The sequence below is a fragment of the Pseudomonas sp. PS01299 genome (assembly GCF_029960145.1).
Lineage (GTDB): Bacteria > Pseudomonadota > Gammaproteobacteria > Pseudomonadales > Pseudomonadaceae > Aquipseudomonas > Aquipseudomonas putida_A.
On the sequence record NZ_JASCPO010000118.1, the window covers coordinates 1 to 17,846 of the forward strand.

The following is a 17,846-nucleotide window of genomic DNA, read 5'->3' on the forward strand; positions in this document are numbered from 1 at the left end:
AATAATGACCCGCCAGAAAAAGCTTCGCGAGCAAGCCCGCTCCCACATTTGGAATGCATTCCAAGGTGGGAGCGGGCTTGCTCGCGAAGGCATCAGTACTGCTTACATCAAATCTCGACGGGAACCGAAAGCTTCGGACTCCCCAACGCATGCGTCTTCGCATCAAAAAACCGCAACTCAACCCCGGTCCCTTCGAACACCTTGGCGTAATGGCGTTTCTGATGCTGAATGAACGCCGCACTGCGCGGATAGATCGAGATCGCCACGCTCGCCGGTTTCGCCAGGCGCAGCGCCCTGACGATGTGAGCATCCTGCTCGCCCAGTGCATGACCGAAGATGCACAGGTTCTGCGCGTGGCCCAATAACTGCTCATAGCAGAACGACAGATAATCCGAGCTGCGAATGGTCTTGAGCTTGTCTGCGCTCGGCCCTTCGTTGACGAACAGCGGCACGTCGTCGAGGGTCTTGATTGTGTTGTTGATCGCGAAACTGCCGAGCAGGGTGCCCTCGGTCGAAGTCAGTTTGCGCGCGGTGCCGTCCTGATTGCGCACCAGGTGCAGACCGCCGTGCAGGTACAGCAGACGCGGTTTGGCGCTGGCGCTTGCGCTCAGATCGAAACTGGCGTCGGGGCCGTTGAACAGATCGTCGAGCGCCTCGCTGCGGTGCTGGATCGCCCAATAGTTGAGCAGGTCGTAATTGGTGGTGAACACCGTGCGATAACGCGCCAGTTCTTCATTGAGCGTGGCCAGGGTCGAGGCCTGTACCAGGCGCCAGGGAATGTGCACGGCGTGTACGGTGTTGATCAGCGCTTCCTTGATCGCGTAGTAGCGATTGCGCGGTGCCGCCGAACTGACGGCCAGGGCCTTGTTGACCCGGCTGGTGGTTTTCAGCGCACCGAGCACCTGCTCGAAGCTGCGCGTCTGCATCGCGTCGAACACGCTCAGTTCCGACGGGCTCAGCGGTTTCTCTTCCACGGTGCGCGCGTTTTCGAACAGCGAGTCATAGCCAAAATCGTCCCACACCGCGCGGCTGGCGCCATTGCCCACCAGCAGACCGTTGAAGTCGGCGGTGGCGCGCAGGGCGCTCCAGTCTTCGAGGATGGCATCGACGTCCAGAAAATCGGTCATTGCGTGGGCAGTCTCAAAACAAAGGGCGGATGGACGGCGACTTTATCACGAGCGGGCATTGAGCCAGATCAACATCGGTGGTGACCGATCGGTCGATCCTGTGCACATCCGCCGGATCGGAGCAGTCGATTCGGCCCCAGTCAGGAGACGCGCATGAGCAGCACCTTTTTCATTCCGGCCGTAAACATCATGGGCAACGGATGCCTCGACGAAGCCATGGTTGCGATCCGCAACTACGGTTTTCGCAAGGCGCTGATCGTCACCGACGCGGGGCTGGCCAAGGCCGGCGTGGCGACCATGCTTGCCGAAAAACTGGCGATGCAGGACATCGATTCGGTGATCTTCGACGGCGCCAAACCGAATCCGAGCATTGCCAATGTCGAGGCCGGGTTGGCGCTGCTCAAGGACAGTCGCTGCGATTTCGTGGTGTCGCTGGGCGGCGGTTCGCCCCATGACTGCGCCAAGGGCATCGCCCTGTGTGCGACCAACGGTGGGCAGATCCGCGACTACGAAGGTGTCGATCAATCGAGCAAGCCGCAATTGCCGCTGATCGCCATCAACACCACCGCCGGCACCGCCAGTGAGATGACCCGTTTCTGCATCATCACCGACGAATCGCGCCACGTGAAAATGGCCATCGTCGACCGCAACGTCACGCCGCTGCTGTCGGTCAACGACCCGGCCCTGATGGTCGCCATGCCGAAAAGCCTGACGGCCGCCACCGGCATGGACGCGCTGACCCACGCCATCGAGGCCTACGTCTCGACTGCGGCCAACCCGATCACCGACGCCTGTGCGCTGAAGGCCATGACCCTGATCAGCAACAACCTGCGCCTGGCCGTGCGTGACGGCAGCGATCTCGCGGCGCGGGAAAACATGGCTTACGCGCAGTTCCTCGCCGGCATGGCGTTCAACAACGCATCGCTTGGCTACGTGCACGCCATGGCCCACCAGTTGGGCGGTTTCTACGACTTGCCCCATGGCGTGTGCAACGCCGTGCTGCTGCCGCATGTGCAGACCTTCAACGCGTTGATCTGTGCCGAACGCCTGACTGACGTCGCCCACGCCATGGGTGCGGACATCCGTGGTTTCAGCCCGGAAGAGGGCGCTCAGGCGGCGATCAACGCGATCCGTTGTCTGGCCAAAGATGTCGATATTCCGGGTGGCCTGCGTGAACTCGGCGCCAAGCTCAGTGACATCCCGGTGCTTGCCACCAACGCGCTGAAAGATGCATGCGGCCTGACCAACCCACGGGCGGCGGATCAGCGGCAGATCGAGGAGATTTTCCGTAATGCGTTTTAAGGGCTGACGCGCGTCGGCGTGAATGTCACACAGAGCATCGCGCCGACTGCAAGCAAACTGCATAACAGTGCCAGCGGCCACGCCGAAGGGCTAGCGACAAGACTGGCAATCGCGCCGATCATTGCCGCCATCAGTTGATGAATAAATCCGCTCAACGCCATTGCGTAAGCACCCGCAATCGGTGCGCCATCGTTGGCACGGGACAGGCTGATCGGGTAGTTCAGCGATTGTCCGAACACCGCTACGCAATAGGGCAGCCACAGCATCAGCGCGATGGAACTGGCTGTCAGACTGCCCAGCAGCATTACTCCGCACCCCGCCATCACCAGCACCACGCCCAACGTCATCAACCGGTGTTGACCCGTGCGCAGAACGAAGCGATTGACCACCAGTGCCCCGAGAAAGTATGCCGCACTGATCGGCCAGCCGAGCAGACCGTAATCCACCGTAGACCAATTGAACGGTCCTTGCAGGATCAGTGGCGCAGCCGTGTTGAAGGCGATGATCACCCCGTAGCCGAGGCCTCCGGCCAGTGCCGGCAACAGGAACGCGCGATGGATCAGGATGCGCCGGTAAATCAGCCATGCCGAAGCATTGGTTTGCGCCTCCTCCAATGTCGCAAAATTGACCCGGAATACGATCATGGCCATCAGCAGGCACGTGATGCCGAGCAAGTAGAAGATTGTCTGCCAGCCCAGCGTGACCTGAATGATCGAACCCAGGTACTGGCCGATGCCTAGAGCCACCACGAACGAAATCGAAATCCATGACAATGCTTTGGCCAGCAGGTCGCCGCGAAAACTGTCGCGAATCAGCACCCGTGCCATCACCGAAATCCCGCTGGCGCCGACGCCCTGAATCAGGCGCAGTAACAGGAACGACTCCAGCGTCGAACCCAGCGGCAACGCCAGGTTCGCCGCGCCATACAGCCCCAATGCTGCGAGTAACACAGGTTTGCGCCCGATACGCTGGGCCAGTGATCCCCAAAGCAGCATTGGCAGCGCCATGCCGACCAGATAAATCGATAAACCCCACGCCACTTGCGCAGGCCCTGCATGCAGATGGCCGGCAATCTCCGGCAGCGCTGGCAGGTAAATACTCATGCCCAACTGTGCGAGGAACACAGTGCAGCAGGTGATAAGAAGGGTGGCGCTGGCGTTCATCGATCGTCCCTGGCTCAGATGTCGAAATCGACGCGGTGTGTGCGCAACAATTCGCTGACTACATCGCAGAAACGTCGGATCAGCGACGGCTCCATATCAGCACGCAAGGTTACCCGAATGGCCGCTTTACCTTGGGCAACTACCGGGAAAAATACTGCGCTGGTGAAAAAGCCTTGCTCGGCCAGCTCGCTGGCGATGCGATTGGCCAGATCCGCCTGGCCGCAGTCGATCAAGCGGATTGCCATCGCGCTGTGGCATTGCTCTGTACTGATCAAACTGTCGAAGAGGCGGATATTAGCCTGGAGGCAGGCCTGTAGAGCGGCGAATTCGGCGGTGTAATGTAGACGAATTGACGCTCGTCCGGCGCCGATTGCCGCACAGTTGAGACTTTGTGACCAATTGCTCGGGCCGCCATAACGCTGGATGATTTTTTTCTGGCGCTGGTTGCCAAGCATCACCAGTCCACCACTGGCGCCAAATGACTTGGCCAGCGACGCGACGATCACGCAGTCATCTTCCAGCGTCTGGATTCTCGGGCGTATCAGACCGACGCCGTTATGGCCCACGGCTGACAACGCGTGTGAATCATCCAGATAAAGAAACAGCCCGTAACGATCCTTGAGGTACAGCAGGCCTTCCATGTTGGACACACCGCCCATGCTGTAGGCGCCATCGCCAATATAGGCCACACGACCATATTGCTGGCAGATCTTTTCTAGAAAATTCATATCGTTGTGCGGACAGGTCATCACACGGGTTTCGTCGGCGCATGCAGCTTTCAAGTGATTCATCGAGTAATGCGCCTGACGGTCAAAGACCATCACTGGCGGGCGATTCTCGGTCAATACACCGCTGGCCAGCAGCGGCAAGATCCCCGCACTTGCAGCGCTGCAGGACAGGGTCGTCAGGCACACTGCATCGAACAACTGCGAAAGCTCGGTTTCGTATTTTTCGAGAATCCCCAGCTTGCAGCGATTTTTCGAGTTGGCGACGCGCAGGGTGCCAGTTTCCTGCAGTGCGGCGATTGCACCTTGGAGCAGGGCTGGGTGGTGATCAAGGCCAAGGTAGGACGTGGTACAGAAGTGTTGTAACTCCCGTCCGTATTGATCGAGCAGGTGGTTGGAACCCATGACCTCGACATTGAGCCCGGCGACTTTGCCGAGCTCGGCGTTTTCCCAGTCCTGGTTCGCCAGGGCGATGACTTTTCGATAATTGGAATAAAGGTTTGGTGCTTGCTGTATATGGTTCATCAGGGCATCCCTTAAGCGTGGCAATCCGTGGGTCGTTGCAATTTGTGTGTATTGCCAGACTTTACGGAACACGACTTCGGGCCTGAATCAGACACTTCCTGCAATACTGAGCGGAATTGGATATTTGCTTGTAGGGCGATGTTCTGATGCGGTGTCGGGCGCCTCCGAATCCTACCCGGCAGGTGCCAGATTCCTGCTCGCCGCCCCACCAAACTGAATCAACACCACCCCGCCAATCAGCAACAACGCGCCCAACACCCGCGACATCGACAGCTGTTTTTCCACCAGCCCGAACAACCCGAAGTGATCGAGCAGCATCGACGCAATCACCTGGCCGGCCAACGCCAGCGCAACAAACCCCGACGCGCCGAGCTTCGGCAGCAACATCACCGCCAGCGCCACAAAGCACACGCCGAACGCACCGCCAGCCCACATCCACAACGGCGCCTTGCTGATAAAACCCAGCGACGGCAGCGGCAAGCGCAACGCCAGAATCACCGGCAACAGCACCAACACACTCACCAGCAACGAGGCCAAGGTTGCCCATAGCGGATGGCCGAGGCCCCGCGCCAGATTGCTGTTGATCGCACTCTGAAACGGCACCACCGCGCCGGCAAACGCGGCCAGCAGCAATAAACCGACCCACTGCAACGTACTCATGATCACTCTCCAACAGGTTTTTCTGGACTCTAGAGTATTCGTCGCGCAGATTTAAATTCCGTTTTATCATCCAGAACATGCACGAGATGAATGATCTACGCCGTATTGATTTGAACCTGCTGGTGGTCCTCGATGCCTTGCTCAGCGAGCAACACGTCACCCGCGCTGCTGAGCGGCTGCACCTGAGTCAACCGGCGGTCAGCCATGCGCTGGCGCGGCTGCGCGACTTGCTCGGCGATCCGCTGCTGGTGCGCGCCGGTTCGACGCTGGTGCCTACGGCGCGGGCGCTGGAACTGGTTGCGCCACTGGCCGAAGCGTTGGCCCAGGTGCAGTCGCTGCTGGCGCCGAACACGTTCGATCCGGCCACTGCGCGGCGGACCTTTCGTGTGGCGATGTCCGACTACGGCGCGGCCATCATCCTGCCCGGGCTGATCCGCATCTTGCGCCGCGAGGCGCCGGGCATCGACCTGCAAATCAGCCACGCCAGCCGCGAAGGCATGCTGGAGGGGGTGCTCAACGGTGACATCGATGTGGCCGCCGGAGTGTTCCCGGAAATGCCCAACGAGTTGCGTAGCAGCGTGCTGTTCGAAGAGCGCTACGTCTGCCTGCTGGATCGCTGCAGCTTGCCGGCCGACGGCGTACTGGATTTGCCGACCTACCTGTCGCGCCCGCATGTTCTGCTGGAAATGCGCGGCAGCGGCACCCCGGAAATCGAGCGGGCGCTGACCTCATTGCGCGAACGCCGCCGCGTCGCCATCAGCCTGCCGCACTGGAACGTCGCGCCGCAGTTGATCAGCGGTACGGATCTGATTCTCACGGTGTCGTCACGCAGCGTGCGCGAGATTGATCAGCAGGAGCTGATTGTGCTGCCGCCACCGTTCGAGATTGCGCCGTTCACGTTTGTGCTGGCGTGGCATAAGCGCCGGAGTGGGGATCAGGCGTTGAACTGGTTGAATCGCCGGATTGAGGAGGGGATAGTGCGCGGCTGAAAACGTTATCAAGGAGTGGGATGTGACAGTGAAGTCTGGATGGATCGGCTGGGTGGCCCTGAGTGGGTGGTTGATGGCGGGGCAGGTGTTGGCTGGTTGCGTGCCAACACCGATGGCAGGAGATCTGGATCTTTCTGTCTGCAAGGAGTGGCCTGCATATCCAGGATTAACCATCAACGCCACTGCACAGTTTAAGCGCGGATCCCCATCTGATGACCCAGAAGCGCTGAGTACCTACGATTTCGACTTGTCCGTTCTGGACACCGCTCAATCGAAGCCCCTTGCGACTTATTACAAAGCGGCTGCATTTGTATTGGATGGCGTCAGTTTGCGAGAAATAACGCTCGATACGGCTCGCTACACACTGACTACCGATCTTCGTGCCTTTGGCGTACGTGCGTTATCCACTAATGGATCCCGGATCAATCCGATGGAAGAAAACCTGCTTTCGCTCTACGTGAAAGAGGGCGAAAAATTGCGCCCGATATTGGATAAATTAGTGGTTTATCGGTATGGCGGCGAGTGGGATGGTGACTGCGAAGGCGAGCGATATGAGATTTCAAGAACGGTAGAAATCGCTAAAACGAGCTCTCACGGCTATGCAGATCTGATTGTCAAAACCTTGGAGAAAGACACAACAAGTGTGGGGACGGGAGACGCATGTAAAACTAAAACCACTGACAACAAACCCGTTTTGACAACATTGCACTACGACGGAAAATCCTACGTTTTGCCAAACGGTTTCCAAGGCCTGTAACCCGCTAGCCCAACACGACACTTATCAAGGAAGAACCATGCTTAACCCCACCAGACTCCTGATCGCCCTCGGTTTGCTGGCCATCACCCCCCACGCCCACGCCGCCTGCACCACCAAGAGTTTCGACGGCAAATCCATGTCACGCTGCAACGTCTGGCCGGCGTTCCCGAGTCAGGCGATTTCGGTCAAATCCACCTATCTGGCCGATTCTGGTGGTGACGATGCTGGGGCGTTCGATCTGGATCTGGCGCTGCTCAATGCGAGCAACGCCAAACCGATCGCCACCTACCGTAAGCCGGGCGCCTACAACTCCGATGCCGTGCGCCTGGATGATGTGCGCATCGATACGGCGCGCTACCGATTGACGCCGGATATCCGCGCTTTTGGTCTGCGCGCGAAGTTCGTCCACAGTTCCCATGCCATTCCCTACGAGAAAACCGATCTGGCGCTGTATGTTCGCGAGGGGGACGAGTTACGTCCGGTGCTTGAAGGCCTGGTGGTCTTCAAGGACAACGGTGAGTTCGTGAATGACTGCGAGGGCTACAGCAAAAAAATCCGCCGGACCCTCGAGATCGCTCCAACGAGCCACAATGGTTTCGCCGATCTGATCGTCACCACCACCGGCAGTAAAATGAAAAACACCAAGTCCGGCAATCAGTGCGTTTCGACAAACACCGACCTGAAGAAGAAACAGATCACCCTGACGTACGATGGCCAGCAGTACAACGTCCCTGAAGATCTCAGAGGTTACTGAACCATGCTCACCGGCCTCAACCACCTGACCCTCGCCGTCAGTGATTTGCCCCGTAGCCTGGCGTTCTATCGCGATGTATTGGGTCTGCGCGTCGAAGCCTCGTGGGACGCCGGTGCCTATCTGTCGCTGCCGGGGCTGTGGTTGTGTCTGTCGCTGGATGCGCAGCGCACCACCGAGCCGTCCGTCGACTACACCCATTACGCGTTCAGCCTCGCCGAGGCAGATTTTCCGTTGTTTGTGCAGACGCTAAAAGCGGCGAATGTGAAGGAATGGCGCGACAACCGCAGCGAAGGTGCGTCGTTCTACTTTCTTGACCCTGATGGCCACAAGCTTGAGGTTCACGTCGGTGATCTGGCTTCGCGACTGGCAGCCTGTCGGTTGAAACCGTACACGGGCATGCGTTTTTACGACGCGTCGTGATCAGACACATTGGGCTGATATAGACTGGCCATCATTTGTACTGGCGCCAGCAGGTTTTCCATGACTCCATCGCTGCTAATGGCCGTTCTGGCCTCGGGTTTCATTTACGGCATCACGCCCGGGCCGGGCGTTCTGGCAGTGTTCGGCATTGGCGCGGCGCATGGGCGACGGGCCGGGGCCGGGTTTCTCTGTGGGCATTTGCTTGGCGATGTGGTCTGGTGCAGCACCGCGCTGATCGCCATCGTCGGTGCCCGCGAGATCGGCAGCACCGCATTCGATGTGCTGGGTGTGCTCAGCGGCTTGTACCTGTTCTGGCTTGGCTGGCGCGCAGTGCGAGCCCAGCGGCGCAGCGCTGATCAGCCGCAGGGCGCGGCGCGTCAGCCGTTCTGGCACGGCATCCTGTTCGGCCTGACCAATCCCAAGGCGTACCCGGTGGCGGTGGCGACGTTTACCGCGCTGCTGTCGAGCCGCGCCGAACTGCTCAACTGGTCGATGTTGCCGGCGCTGATCGCCCTGAGCTTTCTCGGCGGATTGCTGGCTTACGCTATCTTGATCGGCGTTGTCGGCGCCCGACGGGTGCGCACGCTGTATCAGCGCCACGAGCTGATGATCACGCGTTTGTGTGGCGTGATGTTCATCGGTTTTGCGATCAACGCACTGATGCACGCACTACCGGGATTGCTGCCGAACAAGGCTTGAAGTTGTGTGCAGGGATGCGTGAACAAAGGGTCAGGGATGGTTGAACAGTGCTGCATTGTCCGGACACCCACGCTGAACCATGGAAAGCCGAAATTCCGCGCCGTTGGCGAGTTATATGGACCTGTTGCTCGATGCCGTCTGCGCGGTGGACAGGCAGGGCCGTTTCGTTTTTGTCAGTGCTGCCTGCGAGCGTATTTTTGGTTATACGCCTGACGAGTTGATCGGCCGTTCGATGATCGAACTGGTGCATCCCGCAGACCGCCAGCGCACCTTGGCCGCCGCCCACGACATCATGAGCGGCGAACCCAAGCACAACTTTGAAAACCGTTACGTGCGCAAGGATGGCCGCATCGTCAACATCCTCTGGTCGGCGCGCTGGTCGGAGGTCGATCAGCTACGCATCGCCGTGGCCCGCGACATCACCGAGCGCAAGCAGGCGGAATCGCGTCAGGCTGCGCTGTATGCGATTTCCGAGGCGGCGCATGTCGCCGAAGACTTGCTGGCGCTGTTCAAACGCATTCACCTGATCATCGGCGAATGGCTGCCGGCGCTGAATTTCTCCGTGGCGCTGTACGACGAGCACTGTGCGCAGCTGAATTTTCCCTATCACGTCGACGATCACGAATTGCAGCCCGAGCAACCTGGCACCGTTACCGGGCGTTTGTGTGCGGAGGTTATCCGCAGCGGTCAGCCGATTCTGCTGACGCCGGACAGCCCCGACGCCTCGCCCGACTTCGCCGCGCTGGTGGCGGGGCAGGACTCACCGTGCTGGCTCGGTGTGCCGCTGAATTCGAAGAACGGCACCATCGGTGCGCTGATCGTCAAAAGCCTGCCGGGCGGTGAGCGTTATACCGAGCAGGACAAGGAACTGCTGCAATACGTCTGCGCCCAGGTCGCCACCGCCATCGAGCGCCAGCAGTTGCACGCGCGGCTCAAACGCATGGCGCAGTACGATCAACTGACCCAGTTGCCCAATCGCGGGTTGCTCAAAGACCGCCTCAAAGCTGCGCTGGCCGCTGCCCGCGAAACCTCGGGAAACATGGCGCTGCTGTACGTCGATCTGGATCGCTTCAAACAGGTCAACGACACCTTTGGCCATGCGGTCGGCGACATGCTGCTGCAAACGGTGGCGAGTCGGCTCAAGGGCTGTGTACGCGACACCGATACCGTGGCGCGCATCGGTGGCGACGAATTCGTGGTGCTGTTGCACAGCGTTCACGCCGCTGAAGACGCCGACATCGTGGCCGGAAAAATCCGCCAGGTGCTGGTGCAGCCGATGCGCCTGGACGGTCACAACCTGTGCATCGAGCCGAGCATCGGCGTGGCCCGTTATCCCGAACATGGCCGCGAAGAGCAACAACTGTTCCGGCACGCCGACCAGGCGATGTACGCCGCCAAACGCCTCAATCATCGGGTAGTGGATAGCTGAAACAGTGCACGCCGTTCGTCGCGGCGCGGGCAACTTTTCTAAACCTTTATCGGTCTGGCAATTCTCAATCTAGGCGGGCACCTGCTCGCCAACGATCAACACCAAGAGGAAGAGAATCATGCCTAATTCAAGAAACTCGAACTCGGGAAACTTCGCCAACGATCGAACCAAGGCCTCTGAAGCCGGTCGCAAAGGTGGGAAAACCACCACCACGACAGTCGACAAAGAGCCTGCGAAAACCGAAATGGGCCGCAAGCCAGCTCAGAAGTCGAAGTAGTCGGTGAGGTAGTTTTGATTGAGAGGCGGGGGCGCAAGCCCCCGCTTGAATTTGCAGAGATAGGAGGGCGCGACCATGAGCCGGATGGCCACCCAGATACGTCGTTTCAGTTTTGCCACGCTGTTGGGTTTGTTCGCGGGCACAGCATTCGCCCAGTCGCCTGCCGACTTCATCAACGATGCGTCCGCCAAAGGCATGGCCGACATTGAAGCCAGCCGGCTGGCGCACCAGAAATCCGAATCCAAAGAGGTCAAGGATTACACCATTGTCGTGATCAATGACCGCACCACGGCCAACCAGCATCTGGCGAAGATCGCGAAGAAACTCGATCTGCCGGTCGCGCCCCGTGAAGAAATCGCCGACAAGGCCAAAACCATGATCCCGCAGGTCAAAGACGGCGAAACCTTCGACCAAGCTTACGCCGCGAGCCAGGTGAAAGCGACCGAAGAGGCCATCCAGCAGATTCAGCAGGAAGCGCAGTCGACCGACGTACCGGAAATCAAGGCATTTGCCGACGAGACATTGCCAAAACTGCAAAGCCATCTGGAAATGGCCCGGGCGCTGCAAGCCAGCCGCTGATACAACCAGCAAAGCAAAAGATCGCAGCCTGCGGCAGCTCCTACACCGTTCAATGTAGGAGCTGCCGCAGGTTGCGATCTTTTGCTTTGTTCAACTTTACTTAGCAGTCATTCAAATCCTGCTTCGGCTTGCTCTTCTCCCCCAGCCCTTCAAGATCGAATACCTCGCTTTCCCCCAGGCTGCGGTAATGCTTGCGCAGCGCCTCGAGTTGTTTGAGATCCAACGATTCCAGGCCGAGCATTGCGTTCTGCGCTTCCTTGTTCACCCGCAATAACTCATCGAGCTTCAGATGCAGGATGTCGGTATCACGGTTCTGCGTATTCTGGATCAGGAATACCATCAGAAAAGTGATGATCGTGGTCGAGGTGTTGATGATCAGTTGCCAGGTGTCATTGAAATCAAAAATCGGCCCACTCAAACCCCACAGAAAAATCAGGATCAATGCGCCCATGAAGGTTTTCGGGCTACCGGCCCAGAGGGCCAGGGTCTGGGAGATTTTCGCGAATTTCATTGCGATGTTCCTTATTGGGAGAGCTTGAAATTCAGACATCCGGGGCGCGATGAAAATTCTACTTACTAATGACGTCTGCCAATAATTGTGAGGGTGAAGACATCCCTTGCAATAAGCCTGTCTGGAACTGCGCGCAGCGCTGCCTGTATTGTGACGAACCGCACGAATGTCCCGACAGGAGAACGCAATGAGTTGGTCCGCCAGACAATACGTCGCTTTCGAAGATGAACGCACCCGCCCGGCACGTGATCTGCTGGCGGCGATTCCCACGGTTCAGGCGCGATCGGTGGTCGATATCGGTTGCGGTCCGGGTAACTCCACCGAGCTGCTGGTGCAGCGTTTTGAGCAGGCCCAGGTCAGGGGTCTCGACAGTTCGCCGGACATGGTCAACGCCGCGCGCAAGCGCCTGCCGCAGTTGCAGTTCGAGGTCGCAGAAATCGATAGTTGGGCGGATCAAGGGCCGTTCGATGTGATCTTCGCCAATGCAGTGCTGCAATGGGTGCCGGATCACGCGACATTGCTGCCGGCGTTGGCGGCTAAACTTTCGGACGGTGGCAGTCTGGCGATCCAGATGCCGGATAACCTCAACGAGCCTTCCCACCGACTGATGCGTGAAGTCGCCGCCAATGGCCCATGGGCCGCCAAACTGGCTGGCGCCGCCGGGCAGCGCACCGACATGGCGAGTGCCAGCGAATACTTCTCGATGTTGCGTCCGCACTGCTCGCGGGTCGATGTGTGGCGCACCACCTATCACCATCAGTTGTCAGGTGGAGCGGCGGGGGTGGTGGAGTGGTTCAAGGGCAGTGGCTTGATTCCGTTTTTGAACCCGCTGACTGAAGAGGAACGGGCGCAATATCTCACGCAGTATATGGCGGTGGTTGCCGAGGCTTATCCGGCGTTGCCGGATGGTTCGGTGCTGTTGCCGTTTCCGCGGCTGTTCATCGTCGCGACTCGGTGAAGCCAGCCTTCAGCCACCTGTAGTGAGGGGATTTATCCCCGATGGACTGCGCAGCAGGCCCTTTAAGCGGTTGCTACGCAACCATCGGGGATAAATCCCCTCACCACATATTGTTTGCTCAGCTCAGATTAGCGCTGCACCGCCACCAACAACATCATCGGCCGCTCCCGCTCTTCAGCCAGCGCTGGTTGCGCCGCCACCTCCGCATCGCTCGGCCCCCATTCATTGACATGGCGAATGGCAAAACCCGCCGCGATCAACGAATTCAACAGCGTGCCCATCGTGCGGTGCTGCTTGATCACCCCGTCGGCCAGCCAGTGGGTCACCCGCTCGCCCTCCATCTGATAGCTGTCCAGCGGCCAGCGCTTGTGGCCATCGCTGTCGACCAGCCAGCCTGGATTGCGCGGGGCCATGAAGATCGGGTGTTCGATGGAGAACACAAAATGCGAACCCGGTTTCAACGCCGCGTACAGATGAGCGAACAGTCCGGTCAGATCCTTGATGTAGTGCAGCGCCAGCGAACTGTAGGCCAGATCGAAACTGCAGGCCGGCAAGTCGAGATGTTCAAGGTCGGCACGTTCATAGCGAATGTTCGCCGCCGCAGTGGTTTCGCGCGCGCGCTCCAGCATCTTTTCCGAGACATCCAGCCCCAGCACATTGGCGGCGCCGTGCTCACTTGCCCAGCGGCTGAACCAGCCATAGCCGCAGCCGAGGTCGACCACGTTCAAGTCGTGCATCGACGGCAGCAAGGCCTTGAGTGCCGGCCACTCCGGCGCGGCATCGAGGCCACCGATGGAGCGGTTCATCTGGCTGTAACCCTGGAAAAACTCCGGGTCGTCGTAAATATTTTGCGTCATGGGGGAAATACTCTTTTGAGTTCGGTCATCAGCGGCACAGAGGCCGCGCCATGGAGTCCCTCGAAAGTCAAAACGCGTATTCGTCGATGGCCGCGCAGGGGGAGGGTGGTGGGTGATGGGGAAATGCTAACGGGTCGTGGGGAAGGTGAGAATCGTCGGTGTGTTGTGGATCTGTAATGTCGGAACAGTGAGAATAAAAAAGCCCGGCAAAGGGCCGGGCTTTTTTGAATATCAGTGATGTGATCAGGTCTGCTTTTCACGCGCCGCCAACATCAGATCATTCTGTTTTTTGGTGGCTTCGCTCAGCACTTCGCTGTAAACGCGCTTTTTTTCTTCCGATTTCGCATTGCGAATGAAATCTGCGAATGGACTCGTGGACTCCTTTGTGGATCCGAGTTTCATGCGGTTGCTCCGTAATTGATCCCAAGCATGGCCATCAGTTCGTGTCTCGTATGCTTCTCGGGGATATGGTAGTCAATCTTGTCGACACCAGCCTTGTAGAGGCGTCCAGAATTATCAATATGCTTCACAAGCAGATCGACATGCAGGTCTTTGCCAAACTCTAGCTTAAGCGTGTTTACCACGTCACGCGCTGCAAAGTATTGGTCGACGAAATGCTCCGGTCGAATCCTGCGTCCTTCGACTTCCTCACGGGCTCTGACAAAGGACCAGGCCAGGCTAGGGTCTTGGTAGACGTAGAGAATTTGCACAAATCTCCCTTTGTGGAGGCACCGCTGCACATTTTTCCTTGCGATTTCGATATTCGAAAGTGTTCCATCCAACAGGAAGGATTGCTTTCGATCCAGAGCCAGATCAATCAGCTTTCCAACCAGAATCGAAACGGCGCCTTGGAAAAGCCAGGCATTGCCACCTTGATAGGCTTCAAATTCATATCTGAGTTCGTCTGGATCAATTCGCAAGATGGGCGTATCGGAGAAAAGGTTCAGCAGAGCTAATGACGCCTCCGTTTTGCCAGCGCCCGGCGACCCCGCCATGAAAACCGAAACAGGTTCTTCTTCGGGTGGATACTTGGTTTGCGCCGTGAGCCGCTTGCCAATCGCCTTCTTGTTTGATCGAGCAAACCTGATCGCATCATTCCAGATAGCCTGCTCTTCCCCCGTCATTCCAGATTTTTTGTTTTCCTGCACTGATGGAAACCCTCTTGAGTGAAAGGTGATTTACCGGCGGTGCTTCGGACTTACCGAACTGCCGCGCCTTCCAATCAGTCAAAGCCCAAGAGCGGCTCTGCTAATACCGATTGGGAAGCCCATGCATGGGGATCATCCCTTTGAGCAGGCAGCGCTTCGTCGTTAGTAACGATCAAAGCGTAAAGAGGGCTGGTGCATCTGCAATAAACGGTGTGTTGCATAATGGTTCGGTGCCGACCAAGTAGCCGACATCAAATCCCGGACACAAAAAAACCGGCCCTGTAGGCCGGTTTTTTCTGTTCCTGCATCCCCCGTCATAACACGACGTGGGACCTGATTGAGTGGAGCGGGTAGAGGGAATCGAACCCTCAACTAAAGCTTGGGAAGCTTTCGTTTTGCCACTAAACTATACCCGCTCAGAGCGGCTGACTTTGTACCAGAGTCGGGCGCAGATTTGAAGTTTTTCTTTTGCTCGCAGCGCGTTACAGCATTGAAAACGGTCATTCGCGGGCAAATCTGCAGGGCAATCAATGCTGGTTTTTCAACCCCACAGACTCGCTCGCGACGACGCTTTTTCAAATGGCCAATGCATGGTGATCCTGAACGAACGCGTAACGCGTTCGGCTCGACTGCGGTGAGGGTTTCAGGAAACCGAGCAAGGCGTTCTGGCTATCGCGGCATGCAGCCTTGTGTTCCATGTCGAGGAAGTGGCCGGTGGCCTGCAGCGTGGTGAAGGTGCTGTGCGCCACATGGTTGCCGAATATCCGGGCGTCTTCGGCGGCGGTGTATTCATCCCATTCGCCGTTGAGGAACAGCACCGGCACGTTGATCTTTTTCGCCGCATTCAAATAGCACTGGCGATCGCTGTGCAGCACGTCACTGATGTGGAAGTGCATCTGCCCGTATTCGTGCTCGGCCAGGCTGCTGACGTGGCGATAGTTGAAGCGCTTGAACAGTGACGGCAGGTGTTTGCCGATAGTGCTGTTGACCAGGTGCCCGACGCGGTCGCCGTCGCGCTGGCCGAGGTAATCGACACCGCGCTCCAGGTAATCAAGCATGTGTGCGTTGATCACCGGCGAGAACGAGCTGATCACGGCTTTCTCGATACGCCGCGGCTGATGGGCCAGGGCAACCAGGGTGGCTGCGCCGCCCCAGGAAAACGACAGCACATGTTCGGCGCCGAAGTGGTCGATCAGCTCCAGCAGGATCTGCCCTTCGACTTCCTTGGTGAGATGTTTCTCGTGACGATTGTGGATTTTCGACCGGCCCGCGTAGGGCTGGTCGTAGCAAACCACGTTGAATTGCGGGTGCAGGTTTTTCACAGTCTGTGCAAACGACGCAGTCGTGGCCATCGAGCCGTTGACCAGAATGATGGTCTTTTCTGCGGCGTCTGCGCGATAGAACTCCGTGTAAACCCGATACTGACCCTGTATATCCAGCACAGCGATTTCTGGCCTCATGTCATAAGACTCCTGGCAAGCAAGCGGGTATGCGCGCAAATAGAGATTGCACGAGCTTTGTGACAGGTAGGCATACGCCTGGAATTTGCTTGGCCCATGTCGATCCATGACTTCGGTCGACGGGTGTTGTTATTGGCGGGCAGTCTGCCGGCTGAGGCGCAACCCAGAGGGCTGACGACCGGCAAAAAGTTTCTTAGAGGTATGGTGTGACTAATCGGTCACAATTTGGCCGACGTCCTGATTCAAGCAGTGGGAAAGGGATCGCGCAAGTGCCTTTGGTAAATTGTTCGACAACTTCTGCTGAGCGGTCGCCGGCTTAGAACAAATGGATCTCTTCGGTGCGCAAAGCGCGGTACTCGCCCGGTTTTAGCGCGTTATCCAGCGACAGCGGGCCCATGGATTCGCGGTGAAGGCGCAACACTTTGTTGTTGAAGTGACCAAACATGCGCTTCACCTGATGGTAGCGACCCTCGACGATGCTCAGGCGCGCCACTCGCGGGCCGAGTACATCGAGTTGCGCCGGTTGCGTGGTCAGGTTTTCGAAGGCGAAGTAGATGCCCTCGGCAAACGTGACTGCATACTCCGGCCCGATCTCCTGTTCGGTCTCGACGTAATAGACCTTCGGCAGTTTGGTCTGCGGTTGGGTCAGCCGTCGCGACCAGCCGCCATCGTTGGTGATCAGCATCAGCCCGGTGGTGTTGAAGTCGAGGCGACCGGCGATGTGCAGGTCGTCCTTGTCCGGTTCATCGATCAGATCAAGCACGGTCGGGTGCTGCGGATCGCGAGTGGCACTGACGCACCCCGGCGGCTTGTGCAGCATGAAGTAGCGTGCCGGTTTGCCGAGTTGCAAGACTTCTTCGTCGACTTCGACGCGGCTGAATTCCAACACTTCGCTGTGCGGGTCGCTGACGACTTTTCCGTCGATCCGCACGCGCTTTTCCACCAGCAACAGGCGAACCTGCTGACGGTTGTAGCGGGGCAGGTTGCTGAGGAAACGGTCGACGCGCATGGTCAGGAATCGGCGGATAAAGGGCCGCGTATCTTACGGGATCGGCCGCGCCGCTGCTTGCAGTTGCGCCTCGACCTGCGCGCAGCGCGGGCACAGACAGGATTGATTGCGCAGCGCTGCGGGCAAGGCTTCAAGCACTGCCGGATCGATGCTCACGGCATAGCACCAGCAGGCCTGGTCGGCGGTGCGCGGGTCAGCCAGGGTGCAGTCGTTGCGCGCGCCGCAGGCCGGGCAGAGGTCGGGTTTGATGTCGGAATCAGGCATAGGACGAGTAAGGCATTTCCACGCAATTGCGGTTACGGCCAGTTTGTCTGGCCTGCTACATCGCATGATCGGCCCGAGACAGCAGGGTATGCAAGGTGTCATCAGCACGTACGGTGGTGGCACCGATGTATTCCTGGGCATTACGCAGGGCAACAGTGGGAGCGGGCTTGCTCGCGAAGGCGTCCTGTCAGTCAGTGATTCATCACTGACCCACCGCTTTCGCGAGCAAGCCC

At 58.4% G+C, this 17,846-nt stretch carries 21 protein-coding genes and 1 tRNA gene; 10 read left to right on the forward strand and 12 right to left on the reverse strand.

From position 1 onward, the window contains the following. Positions 1–107 precede the first annotated feature (107 nt). A complete protein-coding gene (locus QMX91_RS19335) occupies positions 108–1,127 on the reverse strand; it encodes a DUF4917 family protein (protein WP_282413207.1) in 1,020 nt (339 codons plus the stop codon). A 153-nt stretch (positions 1,128–1,280) separates the two neighbouring features. Here QMX91_RS19335 and yiaY point away from each other — a divergent pair, with 153 nt between their 5' ends. Continuing rightward, the gene (gene yiaY / locus QMX91_RS19340; RefSeq protein ID WP_027614430.1) at positions 1,281–2,429 is read left to right on the forward strand and encodes an L-threonine dehydrogenase; all 1,149 of its coding nucleotides are present in this window, start codon (positions 1,281–1,283) and stop codon (positions 2,427–2,429) included. Here yiaY and QMX91_RS19345 read toward each other — a convergent pair. The 3 genes from QMX91_RS19345 to QMX91_RS19355 form a co-directional block, all read right to left on the reverse strand. Then, positions 2,426–3,592: an MFS transporter gene (locus QMX91_RS19345; protein ID WP_282413208.1), complete on the reverse strand. Its 1,167-nt coding sequence runs from the start codon at positions 3,590–3,592 to the stop codon at positions 2,426–2,428. The genes yiaY and QMX91_RS19345 overlap by 4 nt on opposite strands. A gap of 14 nt (positions 3,593–3,606) precedes the next feature. Beyond that, positions 3,607–4,842 (reverse strand): aminotransferase class I/II-fold pyridoxal phosphate-dependent enzyme, encoded by a 1,236-nt coding sequence (locus QMX91_RS19350; protein ID WP_098967635.1) that lies wholly within the window; start codon positions 4,840–4,842, stop codon positions 3,607–3,609. Between the two features lie 171 nt (positions 4,843–5,013). Continuing rightward, positions 5,014–5,502 carry a DMT family transporter gene (locus tag QMX91_RS19355; protein ID WP_098967636.1) on the reverse strand — a complete coding sequence of 163 codons (489 nt, stop codon included), beginning with the start codon at positions 5,500–5,502 and terminating at the stop codon, positions 5,014–5,016. A 77-nt stretch (positions 5,503–5,579) separates the two neighbouring features. Between QMX91_RS19355 and QMX91_RS19360 the strand changes: the two genes are divergently transcribed. The 8 genes from QMX91_RS19360 (at position 5,580) to QMX91_RS19395 (ending at position 11,406) form a co-directional block, all read left to right on the forward strand. Continuing rightward, positions 5,580–6,491, forward strand: a complete 912-nt coding sequence (locus QMX91_RS19360) for a LysR substrate-binding domain-containing protein (RefSeq protein ID WP_282413209.1) — start codon at positions 5,580–5,582, stop codon at positions 6,489–6,491. A gap of 22 nt (positions 6,492–6,513) precedes the next feature. Next, the gene (locus QMX91_RS19365) at positions 6,514–7,248 is read left to right on the forward strand and encodes a hypothetical protein (protein ID WP_098967639.1); all 735 of its coding nucleotides are present in this window, start codon (positions 6,514–6,516) and stop codon (positions 7,246–7,248) included. 37 nt (positions 7,249–7,285) lie between these two features. Continuing rightward, on the forward strand, positions 7,286–8,002 hold the full coding sequence (locus QMX91_RS19370; protein ID WP_098967641.1) for a hypothetical protein: 717 nt from the start codon (positions 7,286–7,288) through the stop codon (positions 8,000–8,002). Between the two features lie 3 nt (positions 8,003–8,005). Further along, on the forward strand, positions 8,006–8,422 hold the full coding sequence (gene fos, locus QMX91_RS19375) for a fosfomycin resistance glutathione transferase (RefSeq protein WP_027614435.1): 417 nt from the start codon (positions 8,006–8,008) through the stop codon (positions 8,420–8,422). Between the two features lie 60 nt (positions 8,423–8,482). Continuing rightward, positions 8,483–9,121: a LysE family translocator gene (locus tag QMX91_RS19380; RefSeq protein WP_027614436.1), complete on the forward strand. Its 639-nt coding sequence runs from the start codon at positions 8,483–8,485 to the stop codon at positions 9,119–9,121. Between the two features lie 79 nt (positions 9,122–9,200). Beyond that, a complete protein-coding gene (locus QMX91_RS19385) occupies positions 9,201–10,550 on the forward strand; it encodes a sensor domain-containing diguanylate cyclase (RefSeq protein ID WP_098967645.1) in 1,350 nt (449 codons plus the stop codon). Positions 10,551–10,668: 118 nt separating this feature from the next. Further along, the gene (locus QMX91_RS19390) at positions 10,669–10,827 is read left to right on the forward strand and encodes a KGG domain-containing protein (protein WP_003222499.1); all 159 of its coding nucleotides are present in this window, start codon (positions 10,669–10,671) and stop codon (positions 10,825–10,827) included. Between the two features lie 75 nt (positions 10,828–10,902). Next, positions 10,903–11,406 carry a DUF4142 domain-containing protein gene (locus QMX91_RS19395; RefSeq protein ID WP_027614439.1) on the forward strand — a complete coding sequence of 168 codons (504 nt, stop codon included), beginning with the start codon at positions 10,903–10,905 and terminating at the stop codon, positions 11,404–11,406. A gap of 100 nt (positions 11,407–11,506) precedes the next feature. Here QMX91_RS19395 and QMX91_RS19400 read toward each other — a convergent pair whose 3' ends face one another. Next, positions 11,507–11,917, reverse strand: coding sequence for a low affinity iron permease family protein (locus QMX91_RS19400; RefSeq protein ID WP_027614440.1), 411 nt, complete (start codon positions 11,915–11,917; stop codon positions 11,507–11,509). A 187-nt stretch (positions 11,918–12,104) separates the two neighbouring features. Between QMX91_RS19400 and tam the strand changes: the two genes are divergently transcribed. Beyond that, positions 12,105–12,875, forward strand: coding sequence for a trans-aconitate 2-methyltransferase (tam, locus tag QMX91_RS19405; RefSeq protein WP_098967646.1), 771 nt, complete (start codon positions 12,105–12,107; stop codon positions 12,873–12,875). A gap of 128 nt (positions 12,876–13,003) precedes the next feature. Here tam and QMX91_RS19410 read toward each other — a convergent pair whose 3' ends face one another. The 7 genes from QMX91_RS19410 to QMX91_RS19440 form a co-directional block, all read right to left on the reverse strand. After that, the gene (locus QMX91_RS19410; protein WP_210557910.1) at positions 13,004–13,732 is read right to left on the reverse strand and encodes a class I SAM-dependent methyltransferase; all 729 of its coding nucleotides are present in this window, start codon (positions 13,730–13,732) and stop codon (positions 13,004–13,006) included. 243 nt (positions 13,733–13,975) lie between these two features. Next, the gene (locus tag QMX91_RS19415) at positions 13,976–14,134 is read right to left on the reverse strand and encodes a hypothetical protein (RefSeq protein ID WP_167734096.1); all 159 of its coding nucleotides are present in this window, start codon (positions 14,132–14,134) and stop codon (positions 13,976–13,978) included. Beyond that, on the reverse strand, positions 14,131–14,856 hold the full coding sequence (locus QMX91_RS19420; RefSeq protein ID WP_098967650.1) for a zeta toxin family protein: 726 nt from the start codon (positions 14,854–14,856) through the stop codon (positions 14,131–14,133). Before QMX91_RS19420 ends, QMX91_RS19415 begins: the two co-directional genes overlap by 4 nt. Positions 14,857–15,222: 366 nt before the next feature. Further along, positions 15,223–15,296 (reverse strand) — tRNA-Gly (locus tag QMX91_RS19425). Positions 15,297–15,455: 159 nt separating this feature from the next. Further along, positions 15,456–16,340 (reverse strand): alpha/beta hydrolase, encoded by an 885-nt coding sequence (locus QMX91_RS19430; RefSeq protein ID WP_098967651.1) that lies wholly within the window; start codon positions 16,338–16,340, stop codon positions 15,456–15,458. Between the two features lie 316 nt (positions 16,341–16,656). Next, positions 16,657–17,349 carry a pseudouridine synthase gene (locus QMX91_RS19435; RefSeq protein ID WP_098967653.1) on the reverse strand — a complete coding sequence of 231 codons (693 nt, stop codon included), beginning with the start codon at positions 17,347–17,349 and terminating at the stop codon, positions 16,657–16,659. Between the two features lie 33 nt (positions 17,350–17,382). Next, positions 17,383–17,613, reverse strand: a complete 231-nt coding sequence (locus tag QMX91_RS19440) for a cysteine-rich CWC family protein (protein WP_098967655.1) — start codon at positions 17,611–17,613, stop codon at positions 17,383–17,385. Between the last annotated feature and the right edge of the window lie 233 nt (positions 17,614–17,846).

Coding starts and splice junctions, on each gene's coding strand:
- QMX91_RS19440 (WP_098967655.1), bottom strand. CDS start 17,613: ATGCCTGATTCCGACATCAAACCCGACCTCTGCCCGGCCTGCGGCGCG.
- QMX91_RS19380 (WP_027614436.1), top strand. CDS start 8,483: ATGACTCCATCGCTGCTAATGGCCGTTCTGGCCTCGGGTTTCATTTAC.
- QMX91_RS19415 (WP_167734096.1), bottom strand. CDS start 14,134: ATGAAACTCGGATCCACAAAGGAGTCCACGAGTCCATTCGCAGATTTC.
- QMX91_RS19355 (WP_098967636.1), bottom strand. CDS start 5,502: ATGAGTACGTTGCAGTGGGTCGGTTTATTGCTGCTGGCCGCGTTTGCC.
- yiaY (WP_027614430.1), top strand. CDS start 1,281: ATGAGCAGCACCTTTTTCATTCCGGCCGTAAACATCATGGGCAACGGA.
- QMX91_RS19400 (WP_027614440.1), bottom strand. CDS start 11,917: ATGAAATTCGCGAAAATCTCCCAGACCCTGGCCCTCTGGGCCGGTAGC.
- QMX91_RS19385 (WP_098967645.1), top strand. CDS start 9,201: ATGGAAAGCCGAAATTCCGCGCCGTTGGCGAGTTATATGGACCTGTTG.
- QMX91_RS19435 (WP_098967653.1), bottom strand. CDS start 17,349: ATGCGCGTCGACCGTTTCCTCAGCAACCTGCCCCGCTACAACCGTCAG.
- QMX91_RS19430 (WP_098967651.1), bottom strand. CDS start 16,340: ATGAGGCCAGAAATCGCTGTGCTGGATATACAGGGTCAGTATCGGGTT.
- QMX91_RS19335 (WP_282413207.1), bottom strand. CDS start 1,127: ATGACCGATTTTCTGGACGTCGATGCCATCCTCGAAGACTGGAGCGCC.
- QMX91_RS19410 (WP_210557910.1), bottom strand. CDS start 13,732: ATGACGCAAAATATTTACGACGACCCGGAGTTTTTCCAGGGTTACAGC.
- tam (WP_098967646.1), top strand. CDS start 12,105: ATGAGTTGGTCCGCCAGACAATACGTCGCTTTCGAAGATGAACGCACC.
- fos (WP_027614435.1), top strand. CDS start 8,006: ATGCTCACCGGCCTCAACCACCTGACCCTCGCCGTCAGTGATTTGCCC.
- QMX91_RS19420 (WP_098967650.1), bottom strand. CDS start 14,856: ATGACGGGGGAAGAGCAGGCTATCTGGAATGATGCGATCAGGTTTGCT.
- QMX91_RS19395 (WP_027614439.1), top strand. CDS start 10,903: ATGAGCCGGATGGCCACCCAGATACGTCGTTTCAGTTTTGCCACGCTG.
- QMX91_RS19350 (WP_098967635.1), bottom strand. CDS start 4,842: ATGAACCATATACAGCAAGCACCAAACCTTTATTCCAATTATCGAAAA.
- QMX91_RS19345 (WP_282413208.1), bottom strand. CDS start 3,592: ATGAACGCCAGCGCCACCCTTCTTATCACCTGCTGCACTGTGTTCCTC.
- QMX91_RS19370 (WP_098967641.1), top strand. CDS start 7,286: ATGCTTAACCCCACCAGACTCCTGATCGCCCTCGGTTTGCTGGCCATC.
- QMX91_RS19360 (WP_282413209.1), top strand. CDS start 5,580: ATGCACGAGATGAATGATCTACGCCGTATTGATTTGAACCTGCTGGTG.
- QMX91_RS19390 (WP_003222499.1), top strand. CDS start 10,669: ATGCCTAATTCAAGAAACTCGAACTCGGGAAACTTCGCCAACGATCGA.